The organism is Bradyrhizobium arachidis, assembly GCF_024758505.1.
Lineage (GTDB): Bacteria > Pseudomonadota > Alphaproteobacteria > Rhizobiales > Xanthobacteraceae > Bradyrhizobium > Bradyrhizobium manausense_C.
In genome coordinates this window covers 2,802,426-2,816,160 of the sequence record NZ_CP077970.1, presented here as the reverse complement: position 1 = coordinate 2,816,160, position 13,735 = coordinate 2,802,426, and the positions used below count along the sequence as shown (strand labels likewise).

At 61.4% G+C, this 13,735-nt stretch carries 12 protein-coding genes; 1 reads left to right on the top strand and 11 read right to left on the bottom strand.

Going from position 1 to position 13,735, the window contains the following annotated elements; all coding sequences use genetic code 11:
- Positions 1-36: 36 nt before the first annotated feature.
- From KUF59_RS12495 to KUF59_RS12470, 6 genes are all read right to left on the bottom strand, one after another.
- Complete coding sequence (locus KUF59_RS12495; protein WP_258770004.1) at positions 37-117, bottom strand: CGNR zinc finger domain-containing protein; 81 nt, start codon at positions 115-117, stop codon at positions 37-39.
- 23 nt (positions 118-140) lie between these two features.
- A complete protein-coding gene (locus KUF59_RS12490; protein ID WP_212457142.1) occupies positions 141-626 on the bottom strand; it encodes a hypothetical protein in 486 nt (161 codons plus the stop codon).
- A 121-nt stretch (positions 627-747) separates the two neighbouring features.
- Positions 748-1,776: an alcohol dehydrogenase catalytic domain-containing protein gene (locus KUF59_RS12485; protein WP_212457143.1), complete on the bottom strand. Its 1,029-nt coding sequence runs from the start codon at positions 1,774-1,776 to the stop codon at positions 748-750.
- Positions 1,777-1,848: 72 nt separating this feature from the next.
- Entirely contained in the window at positions 1,849-3,744 is a 1,896-nt protein-coding gene (locus KUF59_RS12480; protein WP_258769505.1) for an acyl-CoA synthetase, read from the bottom strand.
- Positions 3,745-3,797: 53 nt separating this feature from the next.
- A complete protein-coding gene (locus tag KUF59_RS12475; protein WP_212457144.1) occupies positions 3,798-4,910 on the bottom strand; it encodes a VOC family protein in 1,113 nt (370 codons plus the stop codon).
- A 16-nt stretch (positions 4,911-4,926) separates the two neighbouring features.
- Positions 4,927-6,462 carry a bifunctional 3-(3-hydroxy-phenyl)propionate/3-hydroxycinnamic acid hydroxylase gene (locus KUF59_RS12470; protein ID WP_408918116.1) on the bottom strand — a complete coding sequence of 512 codons (1,536 nt, stop codon included), beginning with the start codon at positions 6,460-6,462 and terminating at the stop codon, positions 4,927-4,929.
- Between the two features lie 257 nt (positions 6,463-6,719).
- On the opposite strand from KUF59_RS12470, the gene KUF59_RS12465 reads away from it, so the two are divergent.
- Complete coding sequence (locus KUF59_RS12465; RefSeq protein WP_212457146.1) at positions 6,720-7,673, top strand: fumarylacetoacetate hydrolase family protein; 954 nt, start codon at positions 6,720-6,722, stop codon at positions 7,671-7,673.
- A 22-nt stretch (positions 7,674-7,695) separates the two neighbouring features.
- Here the strand turns inward: KUF59_RS12465 and KUF59_RS12460 are convergent, their stop codons facing one another.
- The 5 genes from KUF59_RS12460 to KUF59_RS12440 form a co-directional block, all read right to left on the bottom strand.
- Positions 7,696-8,400, bottom strand: a complete 705-nt coding sequence (locus tag KUF59_RS12460; protein WP_212457147.1) for a TetR/AcrR family transcriptional regulator — start codon at positions 8,398-8,400, stop codon at positions 7,696-7,698.
- A gap of 1,046 nt (positions 8,401-9,446) precedes the next feature.
- Complete coding sequence (locus tag KUF59_RS12455) at positions 9,447-10,010, bottom strand: LuxR C-terminal-related transcriptional regulator (RefSeq protein WP_212457148.1); 564 nt, start codon at positions 10,008-10,010, stop codon at positions 9,447-9,449.
- Entirely contained in the window at positions 10,011-10,349 is a 339-nt protein-coding gene (locus KUF59_RS12450; protein ID WP_212457149.1) for a hypothetical protein, read from the bottom strand.
- Positions 10,350-10,444: 95 nt separating this feature from the next.
- Positions 10,445-11,578 (bottom strand): DUF2336 domain-containing protein, encoded by a 1,134-nt coding sequence (locus KUF59_RS12445; RefSeq protein ID WP_212457150.1) that lies wholly within the window; start codon positions 11,576-11,578, stop codon positions 10,445-10,447.
- Positions 11,569-13,713, bottom strand: coding sequence for a putative bifunctional diguanylate cyclase/phosphodiesterase (locus tag KUF59_RS12440; protein WP_212457151.1), 2,145 nt, complete (start codon positions 13,711-13,713; stop codon positions 11,569-11,571). Before KUF59_RS12440 ends, KUF59_RS12445 begins: the two co-directional genes overlap by 10 nt.
- Between the last annotated feature and the right edge of the window lie 22 nt (positions 13,714-13,735).

The following is a 13,735-nucleotide window of genomic DNA, read 5'->3' as shown; positions in this document are numbered from 1 at the left end:
TGCCGCCACTCGCCGGTTTCGATTGAGAGCGAGAAATCACTGCTTCTGCCGTTCGCGGCAGGCTCGGGTCTTTTCTCGATTTGCACAAAGCGCTGATTGACACCATCGCCTCGTCACGGGCTTCGAGCGATCGAAAAAGGTCAAGGCCTTCGATCACTGAGGATCTCATCCATATCGCGATCAACATGCCTAGCACGAATGCGCCGCATGACGTCCTCGATCTCCTTCGACCTGAAACCCCTGTCAACAAGACTGTTGAGGGCGACCCGAATCAACGAAAGCTCCTCCTGCATCAACTTCTTGAAATCGGGGCTCATGCAAATAGACACAAGTAGAGCCTTGCCGATCTGCTCAGCAGTCGGACGCCCGTTCTCATCGTTGCTTTTTCGCCAAGCTGCCGTACGCAAACGTTGCTTCGCCCTTCGCACTTCGACAGCGTCCGCGCGGCGCATGATGATGCGTGCATCGGGCCTGTCGGGCGCGCGCGAGAACATTGACTTTCGGACTTCGTCGATATGGTTGACGGTGCTACCGCGCATGAAGCTGGCCCTATAACGATTGGCGAACAACGTAGAGCTTTGAATCAGCAACGGCGGAAAGTGGCAAGCCGGTTCGGTAAAAAACATTCACGAGCTAGTTTCTATCCCGACCCCAGTTTGAGATCGCAAGGCCCGTGACCGGAAAGTAGGTGGAAAAGCCATAGCCGACACGCGCTTGCCAATCCGCCCACTCGATTCTGCTAACACGTTACTCGGGCAGGATCAGCGCACGCCCGCGCTGCCGGTTCCTGACATGATCAAAGGCCTGGGCCGCACCGGCCAGCGGCGTTCGCAGGCCAATGGTAAGACCATCACATTGCTGCTCGACCGACTGGCGCAACTCCTGCAGCGCGGAGGCGTCGGGCCGAAAGACGGTCCAGGCGTAGTTTTGCGTACCCTCCGGCAAGGCCGCCCGGTGACGCCGCTTGTCGGAGAACGTCTTCAGGGCGCCACGCAGCCAGCCGAGTTCGTCGAAATTCGCGAGCAACGGGTGCACCGTGGTGGCATGGCCGAGCGCGTCGCGGCGAAGGCAACCGAGCAATGCAAGATCGTCCTCCCAGGCAGCGAAATTGAGCGTCGCATCGAACGCCCGCGACAGCGACGCGAATGGCTTGATGCTGCCGTCGAGCACTTCAGCCGCCCCCGCCTGCCGGCAGGCCGCGAAATCCGGCGGACGCGCGATCGCCGTCGGTTGCGCGCCCCATCTGGACAGCATCTGCAGCGCGAGTATCCCGAGGCCACCAGCCGCGCCGTGGACGAGCACGCGCTTTCCACCGGCATTCTGCCGTGTCAACCCCGAACCGCGCACCGCAAGCCACATCGTCACGAAACTGTAGGGGACAGCCGCGAGAGCCTGAAGATCCCGCCCCGCGGGCGCGGGCAGCACATGCCCAGCCTTGACCAGCACGTGGCTGGCATGGGTCCCCTCGACCGATGGCGGCTTCACGCCATAGACGCGATCACCAACCTTGAACGCCCCGGCATTGTTGCCGACGGCGGTCACGGTGCCTGCGACATCATTACCGAGCACCATCGGAAACCTGCCGGCTCCCATGAGTGACAACAGCCGCCGGCCATATCCTTTCGCGCGCCGCACATCGATGGGATTGACCGACGCCGCCGCGACGGCGACCTCGATCTCGCCGGTCGCCGGCTTTCGCCGGGGAAGCTGTCGGACCTCGAAGCCACCACCCGGCCCGACACACATCAGGGAGCTACCTATCGTATTCGTTACCATCTTGCCGCTCGTCTCCAAGTTCCTGGATGCCACAACCGTCCGATCAGTTCGCGATAATTTCGGACCACGCGCTCAATCCAGCACATCGGATCTGAACGCATAACGCTCCAGCGCCGCCCGCAGGGGCGCTGCACCCGCGCTGGCACGAACTCGAACGACCTGTCCGAAGCGAGGATCTCGTTCGAACCAAAGCTCGTCGACGATCGCGCCCGCGTTTGCTGCCTGGGCCCGCACCACCCCCTCGATCTCGCGTTGCTGCAGGGCCGGCTTGAAGATCTTGCCGATCCCCGTCAGCGGCAGCGACGGCATGATCCTCACATGTTTGGGGATTGCTGCCCGCTCGGGAATATGGGTCTCAGCGAAGTTCATCAGTTCGTGATCGCTAACGGCAATACCGGGCTTCGGCTGGACATAGGCGACCGGGACCTCGCCAGCGTAGACATCGGGGCTGCCAACCGCTGCCGCCATGGCCACGGCAGGATGCTTGTGGAGGGCATCTTCGATCAGCTTCGGATCGATGTTGTGCCCGCCCCTGATGATCAGCTCCTTGCGCCGGCCGGCCAGCCAGAAATAGCCCAGGCCATCCTGTCGCCCGAGATCGCCGGTGTTGAGCCAACGTGATCCCTCGATGTCGATCCAAAGATCCTTGCTGTGTCGCGGATCGAGATAACCCGCGAACACGTTGGGCCCGGCAATGGCGATCGTTCCGACCTCGTCGACATCAGCCATTCTCAGGAAGCGCCCGGCATCATTGAGGATGACAACACGCATCTGCTGGTGTGGCAGGCGCAAGCCGATCGACCCGGCGTGGCGTTTGCCCTCCGGCGGATTGAGAGAGGAGACGCAAGTGCCCTCGGTCAGCCCATAACCCTCGACGATCTTGAGGCCCGTCTCGGCTTCGAACGCCTCGATCAGCCTGGCCGGCATCGGCGCCGCGCCGCAGATCGCGTATTCGAGGCTGGAGATGTCGTTGTCCCCGATCGGCGCCTCGAGCAAGGCGGCATAGATCGTCGGCACACCGGAGAATGTTGCAATGTGATAGTGCGCCGCTATCTCCCAGAAGCGCGCGATCAGGTTCTTGCCGCGGTAGCCTTCCGGAGTCGCGAGCAGTACGTGGTGGCCGTGCATCCACGGCAATAGGCCGGTGGCGAGCTGCGCGTTGACGTGAAACAGCGGCAGGCCGCATAAATAGGTCCGCGGCTCCTCGCGCTCTCCGAACACTTGCGCCGCGGCCCAGGCATCGAAGATCTCGTTGCCGTGTGTGCGCACCGCGATCTTCGGCGCGCCTGTCGTGCCACCGGTGCAGAAGTAGGACGAGACGGAATGTTCCGTGATCGTCCGCGGCGCGACCAGGTGATCGGCGGGCTGGCCCTGCATCGCCGCGCGGAAATCTACGATTTCGAATTTGGCGTCAGGCACGCTCGCCGCTGCGACCTCGACCGCCGTCCCCCCGGCGCCCCCAAGATAAGTCATGGCGTCGACCAACGCGACCACACGTAGCTCGGAGAGCGACGAAAGGTGCGGCGCAAGCTTGCTCCATAGCTCGGCGCCCGGAAACGGCGCGAGCGTTACCAGTACCCGCACTTTGGCCGCGCGAAGGATCTCGACGATCAGATCAGGCTCGAGCAGCGGATTGACCGCGAGCACCACCCCGGCCGCCTCCCCGCCCCAGATCGTGAAGTGGGTTTCGGGAAGGTTCGGCAGCACATAAGCGACCGGATGATCTGCGCTGACGCCGAAGTCGTGAAGCGCGTTCGCGGCGCGGGTGATCTCCGCCAGGAGCTCCGCATAGGTCCATGTCGAAGCGCGCTGATAGGTGTCAGCGGTCAGGAAGAACGACAGCGCCTTCCGATCGGGCCAGCGTTTCGCGCTCGCCGCGAACACCTCATAGGTCGTCCGCGGCAAGCCTCGCGAGGCAAGAGGCTCCGCCTCGATCCTCTGAATATCGCTGAGATCTCGCACCGCCATGGGATGCCTTTCGCGTGTAGTCGTGATGAAATTGCGGAAGGGCAAGCTGGCACTCAGCGCTGCCAATGGCGGCCCGGGTTCGTCATGCTGTTCTTGAGCGCCACCAGCAGCTTCACCCGCGCCTTGTCCTTGATCGCGAGCTTCAGCACCCGCCAAAGCCGTCCCGGTGTCATGCGGGTGTCGATGAAGTCGTCGGGCAGGTCCGGCCCCCACTGATAGAGGCCGCCTCGGTCCATCAGGTGATAGCCTGCCGGCTGTGCCGCGTCGAACAGATCGCCGTCGGCGTAGTGCTCGTGCTTCTGGCCCCAGGGGTCCCGCCAATAGTCGAAGATCTGGCTACCGAGCAGATGGCGACCGACGCCCCAAGCATGACGATAGCGCTTGGCCATCAGCACTTGCTGCCCCATCTCCACGGCGTCGAGATCCACGACCTCGAACGCCACATGGTCGACGTTCGATTCCATCCCCATGGCAACGAAGATCGTGTGGTGATCGCTCGGCTCATTGCCGCGATCGAGGCGGGTGAACGAGCCCACTGGCGTGCCGTCGGCAAGGCACATCACGTCCGACGGGATGAAGCCGAACGCGTCCATATACCAGCGGACACTGCGATTGAAATCGGGCGTCTCCAGCACGAGATGGCCGAGCTTGGTGACCTGTGGCGGTTCGAGCTTCGGCCGCTGGGTGTCGTTGACGCGCACAGTCTGGCTGGGCGCGTTGTGCAGGATCTGCGGGCGGACCGGCAACGGTTCGCTCGGGATGAAGCCGTGATGAACGTGCACCGCGACGCCTTCCGGATCCCGCAGATGCACGACCGAGCCGCCTCCCGGCCCGTCGGCGCCCTCGACACGGCTGCCGAGCTTCCCGGCCAGCGTCTCGAGATCCTCGGCCTTCGGGACCGAGAGCCCGATCCCGAGGAAGCGGGCGTTGCGCCCCCGAGTGGCACGGTAGATATAGGGCGCCGACCCGGTTCCACGCATGAACAGTTCACTCTCGGTCCGCGCGGCAACTTCGAGACCGAAGTCGATGAGGTAGCGCTCCGCTTTTTCGAGATCGGGGCGCTCGAAGTGCGCGTACAGAAGCTGGTTCGCCTTCACGACGGGCGAGGCGCTGCGCGGCAGTTCGATGCTGCCGGGACCATTCTTGAGCAACGGGTTGGTGGACATGTAGGCCTCCTCGAACTCAGGCCGCGATCGGCGGCGCGGTGATGCCGCGCGCCCGCGCGAACGGGGTGAGAACCGGCAGATCGCGTCCATTCGGATCGAGCCGATCGGCGATGAAACGGTCGGGGCGTACGAGCACCGCGTGCACAGCGTGGCGCTTCACCCAGGCATCGAAAGTGGGGTCGTCACACCGCAGTTCGAGCGTCCGCGGTCTCTCGCTGCGGCCGTTGACGCAAACAAAGCTGACATCGAGCGCATCGAGGATGCCGAGGTCGCGCGCGGAGAGCATCGTCGCCGGATCGACACCGATGCCGAGCACCAGCCACTGATGGCACGCCTGAAACGTGTCGAGGGGGAAAGAGCCGTCCGGCGTTTTGACGCCGGGCTGTGGCAGCATCTGGCCGACCAGGGCATCGCCCCCTGCCCCGGTCAACGCACTGCGGCCGACCGCCGGCGGAGGCACCACGCCGCCGCGGCCGATGAAGTTGCGGAAGGCACGCGACATGTTCAGGCAGACGAAGACTGCATCGCGCAGCGCGGCAGTGCTTCGGCTGGTTGGCATGATCACCGAGCCGAGCCGGCGCGACACCTCGACCATCTTGCGTACTACCGGCGCGCGTTCGAGCTCGTAGCTATCGAGGATCGTCTCCGCAGCGAGCCCCTTGAGCACGGACGCCAACTTCCAAGCGAGATTGACGGCGTCCTTCATGCCGCCGTTCATGCCTTGGCCGGCGAATGGCGGCATCAGGTGCGCCGCGTCGCCGGCGAGAAATCCGCGCTTGTTGCGCCAGCGATCGGCGACTCGAGCGTGGAAAGTGTACACCGCCTTGCGTTCGATCCGGACCTCGCGATAGCGCGTGTTGTCGGCGATCAACGCCATGACCCGCCCGTCGTTCTTCAACTGCTCCTCGGTCTCGCCCGGAAGCTGCATGAATTCCCAGCGCACGCGATCGCCTATCGCCGGCAGTTCCACGCGTGGACGGCTCGGGTCGCAGTAGAAGCTGATCTGATTGACCGTGTGGCCCTTGACAATGGCATCAACCACCAACCAGCGCTGGGAATAGGTCGAGCCGATGAGCTTGACGCCGAGCAAATCGCGGACCCGACTCGTGCCGCCGTCACACCCAACGACGAATTTCGCCCGCAACGTGCTCGCGCCCTGGCGAGTTGCTATCGACAGCACGGCTTCGTCCTGGCTCTGCACCAGATTGGTGGCGGTGTGCCCAAACAGCACCGTGACGTTGTCGAAGCGCGCCAACCCCCTGAGCAGAACTCGCTCAAATTCCGGTTGGTAGAAGGTGCCCAGCGAGGAGTGGCCGTACGGCCCGTAAGCCGGAGGGTCCGCCTGCATCAGCACGCGGCCGCGCGCATCGAGGTGGCGGACACGAGGGTTCCGGATGAGTCCGGGCGTGATGTCGTTGAGTAGCCCAATCTGTGAGAAGAGGCGGAGCGTTTCCGCATCGTAGGCGATGGCCCGCGGCAGACCGAGCAGCCCCTCATTGGCGTCCAGCACCGCGACCTGCACCCCGGCGATGCCGAGCAAGTTCGCCACCATCAGCCCAACCGGGCCGGCGCCGACAACGACAACCTCAACTTCACGAAACGGCGCTCGTGCCGCGATGCTTTCCACACCCATGAGACTTCCCCGCCTGACCGTCGACCGGGGTCGACAAATATTTTTGAACATGATAGTCAAAACGACTAAATCGTCAATCCGAGATTTTGGCAAGGTCCGGAATGCGCGCCAAGCAGCTGTTGGGACAGCAAAATCGCGATCCGGGATCGGGCAACACAAGGGCAATGGAGGAACGAGTGGCGATCAATCTGGTACGTTTCGAAGCAGGTAACGGCCCACGTTGGGGCGTGATGACTGGGGCGGAGATCGCTCCTCTATCGGACGACTATCCGACCACGGCAGCGCTGATCGAACAGGGCGAGGCCGATTGGCGTGCGGCCTGCAGCCGCGGCGCGCGCATCGCCATCGCTTCGGTGAAGATCCTGGCACCGATAACGACGCCGTGCCGGCTGTATTGCCAGGGCGCCAACTACCGCCAGCACATGGTCGAATCCGGAATGGATCCCGACGCCAAGCTGTTCAACATGTTCTTCACCAAAGCCGACGCCTCAATCTGCTCGAGCGGCGAGAGGGTGACACGTCCCGCACATGTGAAATTGCTGGACTACGAGATCGAGCTCGCGCTGGTATTCCGCCGGCCGATCTCGTCCGCAGTCACGGTAACGCGCGAGACGCTGCCCGACTACGTCTTCGCAATCACCATCGCCAACGATCTCAGCGCGCGCGACGTGCAGCTGCCGCAAACCCAGTTCTTCAAGGGCAAGAGTTACCGCGGCTTCTGCCCGATCGGCCCGTGGCTCACGGTGCTGGAACGCGACGAGTTTCCCCGTATTGACAACCTCGCGCTCGAGCTTGATGTCAACGGTACGCCCCGGCAGCGCGACACCACCGCCAACCTGGTGTTCAAGCCCGCCGAGACGATCTCAGAGCTGTCGACTTTCGCGAACATTGTTCCCGGCGACGTGCTCTTGACTGGCACGCCGAACGGCTGCGCGTTACGGGTGCCGCCGCCGCCAGTGCGCCGGCTGCTCCAGGTGCTACCGGAGCGCGTGCTGTGGAAGCTGTTCCTCAACGGACAGGCGCGTCGGCCACAGTATCTCAAGCCGGGCGATCGGATCACAGCACGGATCCGCAGCCGCGACGGCGCCGTCGATCTCGGCGAACATGCGACCGAGATCGTCGGCTCATGAGCGTCGCACGAGGGATCCAAGTCTAGACGGCGCCACCGATGGTACGCCGCCGCGCCGTCGCGGCCTTCCCTGGCAAGCCGGTTCGCGCGGCGTCCGTTTGCACCGGCAGGCGCGCCAGCACGGATTTTACCTGGCGCGCGTCGAGACCGATCGCCCGGAGAATCGCTGCGATCGCGCCCTCGCGATGGCGCGACGACAAGCGCCCCTCGGCAATGGCGGCGAACATTTGCAGCATGATGCCGACCACGACCTCCAGAGCGAGTTCGGCGCTTACGGCGCCGCCCTGGCGCAGGCTCTTCGTGTTCCGCTTGATGTCTTCGAGCAGACGCCGACGCGCGACCGTGCCGACACTCGTAGCAGCTGCAGCCATCCGCGCCGCCACGCCCGCCCAACCAGGATCGGCGAGCGCCCGATCGAGGAAGCAACTACAGCCGTAGGCAATGCGGAGCGCCGGATCATCGATGGTGAGCCGGATCGGTTGCAGCAGATCGTCGATCTCCTTAACCAGTTCGTCAGCTACGGCAGCCGTCAGGTCAGGCAGATCCTTGAAGTGAACGTAGAACGTCCCCTTAGCGACCCCGGCTTCCCGCACCACGTCGTCGACCGTGACCGACTCAACCGCCTGTCGCGCGAACAGAGCATTTGCGGCGGCCAGGAGTTGAGCACGGGTCCTCGCCCGCTTCTCGCGGCCGATTTCCGCGCGACGGATCGGATCGATGTTGGCCATGCCCTTGCGACGAGGTTCAACTGCTCATTAAGTCAAATTGACCAGAACGTCCAGAGCGAAGACACACGTACGGCGGATGGGCGCCGAAACGACCACCGAGCCTCCTCCACCGCGACAAACAGGTCAACGACTTTGACCGTCACCCCAGCCACGGTGGAGGGCTATCCGCTGCAAGGATCAGCACAAGGGGCGTTACAACAACGGCTCCAGTCAGCGCCGACCAGAACGACGGTAATCACTGGATCATTCTACAGATGCGTCGGGACACTCTTTCGACAACCGAGGTCTGGTCAGCCCGGTCACGCCCATCACCGCGAGCGTACTGCAAAGAATGACAATGTTGATTGTGTTCTACTGGTTTCGTTGCGCAGTCCAATATCCCGAGCAACGCGCACCTCCTGCGTGGCCACTCCATGTCCCGTGGCCGGTGTCTCGCGTCAACCTTCCCGAACCCGACGCGTATTTGTCGTGGACCGTCACCGACGCTCGAACCGCGCCCGATCTTCCGACATGCCCGCTGAACTTCACCAGATTGGGGTGCGTCACAACGCCGTCGTTGATGCTCACTGAGAAATTGTAGGTCGGATCGCAGCTTCCGCGTTGCGTAACGAAGACAAGATTCCAGGGACCGTCGTAAGACGTTCGGGCTTCGGCAGCCGTCGCCAGGGTAAGGCAGGCACACCCAATGACATTCGCAATCAGTCGGTTTTTCATGATGTTCTCTCCATAGGAATTGGTTGATGTTCAGAAAGGCAGTAGTCGCAAGTATTGGGCATCGTTGTCTGCTCCTAGTCTATCGCCACTGTCCGGAGCTCGGTCGTAGCGAGCTGCTCATTAACAAACTATACGGTATAGTTTATTAACGATCCTGTCAAGCGAGCGCATTCACAAGCTGGTGCTGGAAATGATTAAGCCCACGTTCGCCAGACGCTGTTGGTCCCAGCCAATTGGACACGCTGACGCAACGATAAGGTCCGGAGTTCGTGATTGTTAGTTGCAAACCAGGACGCGTTGGTGGCGACCGGCTAACATTCGATCTGCCCGCCCTAGACGGCGTGATGCAAGAGCGCCAGTCGGACGAGATCTGCCGTGTTTCGCGCGCCGAGCTTTCGGATGAGTCCGGCGCGATGACTTTCGAACGTTCTTGGACTGATACTCAGCTGTCGGGCACCTTGCTTGTTGGAGTAGCCGTTGCTGACGAGGCTCAGAACCTCGCGTTCACGCTTCGTCAGAAACATCTGGCTAGAGCCTGAAGGGGCCATGATGTCTGCCCCGCGATCTCCCTCCTTGTCGGCGCCAGCCCCATCGTCCTCCGGCCCGATCTCTGGGGCCGATGCACCGCGTGTGGCGGCCTGCTTGACTATCGCCCAGATCCGCTCGGTCTGGTGAAGAGCGTTTTCAACGACCTGTTGAAGATAAGCCGGATCCCCCACAACCGGAGACATTTGTCGGCTGTGTCGTTTGATTTCGTTCATGTAAAGCAGCAGCGCAATCAAGGGTCCGTTGAGCTGACGCGCGATCTCATAGTCGACTTGATCTCCAGCCCGATCTCTAGCCCGCCTATGCTCCCAGGATTGCTGAACTGTTTCGGGATCGCTGCAGACTGTCATCTATTTTACGTCGCAATCATTCAGGGTTCGACACATGGAAGTCCAGATGCCCTGGAGATCGCTCTTCAGTTGTCTGATCTGATTTAGCTGTGCGGCGAGAACGCCTCGCTCCTCGTCGAAGCGATCCTTGAATTCCCCTGACGGCAGTTGATGACCGATCGCGTCAACATCCGCGACCGCCTTCTCAAATCTGCCAACAGCCAACGGAAGCTGCACCTCCACTGCGGTCTGCAAGGATACAAATTGGTCAGTAAGATCTGGCGTGATTTGGCATGGATCCTGGAGACGCAGAGTGGGTCTGTCCTTGCGAGTTGCAGGTAAGAGGTGAAGAGTGCCCATGTTGTATGCTCCAAGCTCCATACTTAACTGCCACGTTCCCCGCTCCTGGAGGCCGCTTCGGCGAATGCTCACGTTGTCGCGCTCGCTGAGCACCCTCAATTTTGAGCAAGGGCACGCTCGCGAAGTCTGTAGAATCGAACGGCCTTGCGCGCGGTTTGGGGTTTGAGCCGCAAAAATGTTTCGAACAGTCTCTCCAGGTCGTCTCTTGTTTCACGAGGAGAGCTCTTAAGGACCAAAAGCGCCTTTGTAGTATCCCAATTCAATCCCGAAGCCTTCGCCAGGACGAGTATCTGTTCCGATCGGTCGTCGACCAAGGCTCTTTCGACAACGCCTGCCGGAACATCGCACATCGAAGCCAGAGCGAGCACCGTTTCAGAAAACTGCTTCGAGCTCGCAAACTCGTACAAAGCGTCTTCGTCCAGCCTGCCTGCCTCTTCGAGTAAGCTCACGCGCGCCGAGCCTGACACAAATTCAGGGGAGAGTTGCCGTGTTCGGGCCTGAAGTCGGTCCAGCGCCTGAGCGATCGCCTTTTCGATCCCCTTCCCTTTCGTCGGATCCTCCTTGCAGAGCCTGTCCTTCACAATCAAAGAGGCATCGGAGAAGAGCTTCAATAGTTGTCGCCGAGGAACGTCACTTCTGATCCAGACCGCCACGGCCAGTTCTTCGTCCCCGGAGGAACGCAGCACGAGGGAGGCAAATCCGAATGCCGAAAAGCGAGCCCCGGGATTCGCCGCGACACAGAGCACGACATCCCGGTCCCCACGGTCTATCAAAATCTCGGTCACCGGTTCGGGTATCGTCTTCCGACCTGAGATCGCCAACAGATGCGCCTGACTCTTCGTTGCCGCCGCCTCCTCCAAGGTCCGCTGTTCCAGCTGTTCTGAACCCGTCAATATCGGTCGGGCTACTTCGATGACGTCGTCCAGGGCCAGGCTTCTGATCGTCTTGCGAGCTTCGCGCGGGCATTCGGCCAGATATTCGGAAAGCTGCACCCGGGCGGACGATTCGACCTCCCCGAGCAGCCGGCTCATGACTTCGTCAAATAAAGACGTCTGTTGCGGGGTTAAATCTCCCGATCCAACAAAAAGATCGGCCATCCGCCTTAGCATGGTCGCCCGACGACGAACGTCGCTGCTCGCGATGGCGTCCTCCAGCTCGAGCGGCAGAGAGAGAGCAGCATTCACGTTCGTCAGGCCTTGCGCCTGACTACTCGTTTGACTCAGATGCATGTGACTTCCCGTAATCCGGAATGCGGCGCGCTGGCGAGGTTCAACTCGCTGCATGGGACGGGCTTGCCGAGCAAGTAGCCCTGAATCAGATCGACTCCCTGATCGCGCAAGTACTCCAACTGCTCGCTCGCTTCGACGCCTTCCGCCGTGACCTGCACATCAAGTCCACGGGCCAGCGTCATGATGGACGCGACGACCGCCTTGCTCGCCGGCTTCTGCAACAGATCTCGCGTGAACGATCGGTCTATCTTCACCTTACTAAAAGGGAATGAGACAACCGAACCGAGCGAGGCATACCCAATGCCGAAATCATCGAGCGCAATGGAGACGCCGATATTCTTGAGCTGTCGAAACAGGAGAAGATTTTCTTCCCTGTCCTGCAGCAGCATCGATTCCGTCACTTCCAGTTCAAGTCGATGCGGCGAAAGACCCGTCTCGACCAACACGCAAAGTATGACATCGAAGAGTGTCGCACCCCGAAACTGCGCCGGCGACAGATTGACGGCGACCTTGATCTCTTCAGGCCAGGACACGGCATCTGCGCATGCCTTTTGTATGACCCATTGCCCCAGCGACTCCATCAGCCCCGCTTCCTCAGCGATTCCGATGAAACGATCCGGATAGAGCAAGCCTTGGGAGGGATGGCGCCACCGCACGAGCGCCTCCGCGCCGCGCGGCCGCAAAGTTCTTGCCTCAAAGATTGGCTGGTAGTGCAGTTCGAACTGGCCACGAGCCAGGGAGGAACGCAGCTCATTAACGAGCTGATTCCGAGATTGCGCCCGCTTGTGCATCTCGTCCTCGAAGAACTGAAACCCGTTCCGTCCTTCGGATTTGACGCGGTACAAGGCGAGATCCGCTCGATAAAGCAACTCGGAAGCGGTGAGGCCATCTATTGGAGCAAACGCTATCCCTATGCTCACTCCTACCGAGACGTCCTGCGCTTCGACCGAGAACGGTCTCGCCACGATTTCGAGCAGAGCGACAGACAGCCTTATGGCCTGTTCGCGCTCGTCGTGAGAGCTGACCTGCACGATCGCGAACTCATCCCCTCCAAGCCGGGCGATCAGATCACCATCTGCGATGGTCGACTTGAGACGTCTACTCAGCTGCTTGAGCAAGGCGTCCCCCGCAGCATGTCCAAGTGTGTCGTTCACGCATTTGAACCCGTCAAGATCCAGCAAGTAGACGATCAGATTTTGCTGTTGCGCCGGGGCTTTCTCGAGCCGCTCCGATAGGCCATCCAGCAGGGCGGCCCGGTTCGGAAGACCGGTCAACGCATCGTGCCGAGCCGCGTGGTAGACTTGCGCTTCGGCCTTCTTCCGAGCTGTAATATCGATCCGAATAGCCATATAGGCTACGGGTTTTCCTTCCGGACCGAGCTGCGGCGTGATGACCGTGTCGACCCAATAGAGCTCGCCGCTCTTCGCCTTGTTGCAGAGCTCACCGCGCCACACCTCGCCTAAGGTAAGGCAGCGGTACATCTGCCGAAAGACCTCCCGTGAATGAACCCCGGACTTCAGGATGCGATGGTTGTTTCCGAGTAGCTCCTCACGAGAATAACCGCTGATCTCGCAAAACCTGTCGTTGGCGTAGGTTATCGTACCGCGGACGTCGGTGATAGCGACGATCACCGCCTGGTCGAGCGCATATTGCTTCTCGATCAGCTCCTGCGTTGCAGCTTGAGCCCTAATTTCTGCGAGCCGAAGCTCGGTGATATCACGATGTCTCTCGACAAAGCCTCCGTCGGGCATCGGGTGCATATCGAGCTCGACAAAGGAGCCATTCTCCAGTTCCCAGATAGCCCGGAACGCTTCTCTTCGCTTTATTGCAGCGAGGTAGTCGGCAGGCCGCGCTCCTGTGCTGGCCATCGCCACGTGCGCACAACGGCTCTCCAGGATGCTGTCCACCGATAGACCCGGCGTGCTTTGGGCATGTGTTAGCGCATACATTGCGCGATGCTGCTCGTTACCGATCACCAATCGTTCGTGACTGTCAAAGACGCACAAGCCATGCGTGCTGCTTTCAATGGCCGTGTGGAGCAGTCGTTTCCAGTCAACCTCGCACTTTCGCTCGACATCGATCGCGTCTTTTAACGGATCAGGTGTGCGCCTTTGCTCGCTACCGTTTGAGAACACGCTGTCCCTCACTCATTCGCGG

Excerpts from the sequence above, each read along its gene's own strand:
- KUF59_RS12480 (WP_258769505.1), bottom strand. The coding sequence starts at position 3,744 with ATGGCGGTGCGAGATCTCAGCGATATTCAGAGGATCGAGGCGGAGCCT.
- KUF59_RS12490 (WP_212457142.1), bottom strand. The coding sequence starts at position 626 with ATGTTTTTTACCGAACCGGCTTGCCACTTTCCGCCGTTGCTGATTCAA.
- KUF59_RS12460 (WP_212457147.1), bottom strand. The coding sequence starts at position 8,400 with ATGGCCAACATCGATCCGATCCGTCGCGCGGAAATCGGCCGCGAGAAG.
- KUF59_RS12485 (WP_212457143.1), bottom strand. The coding sequence starts at position 1,776 with ATGGTAACGAATACGATAGGTAGCTCCCTGATGTGTGTCGGGCCGGGT.
- KUF59_RS12470 (WP_408918116.1), bottom strand. The coding sequence starts at position 6,462 with ATGGTGGCGAACTTGCTCGGCATCGCCGGGGTGCAGGTCGCGGTGCTG.
- KUF59_RS12455 (WP_212457148.1), bottom strand. The coding sequence starts at position 10,010 with ATGACAGTCTGCAGCGATCCCGAAACAGTTCAGCAATCCTGGGAGCAT.
- KUF59_RS12445 (WP_212457150.1), bottom strand. The coding sequence starts at position 11,578 with ATGCATCTGAGTCAAACGAGTAGTCAGGCGCAAGGCCTGACGAACGTG.
- KUF59_RS12475 (WP_212457144.1), bottom strand. The coding sequence starts at position 4,910 with ATGTCCACCAACCCGTTGCTCAAGAATGGTCCCGGCAGCATCGAACTG.
- KUF59_RS12450 (WP_212457149.1), bottom strand. The coding sequence starts at position 10,349 with ATGGGCACTCTTCACCTCTTACCTGCAACTCGCAAGGACAGACCCACT.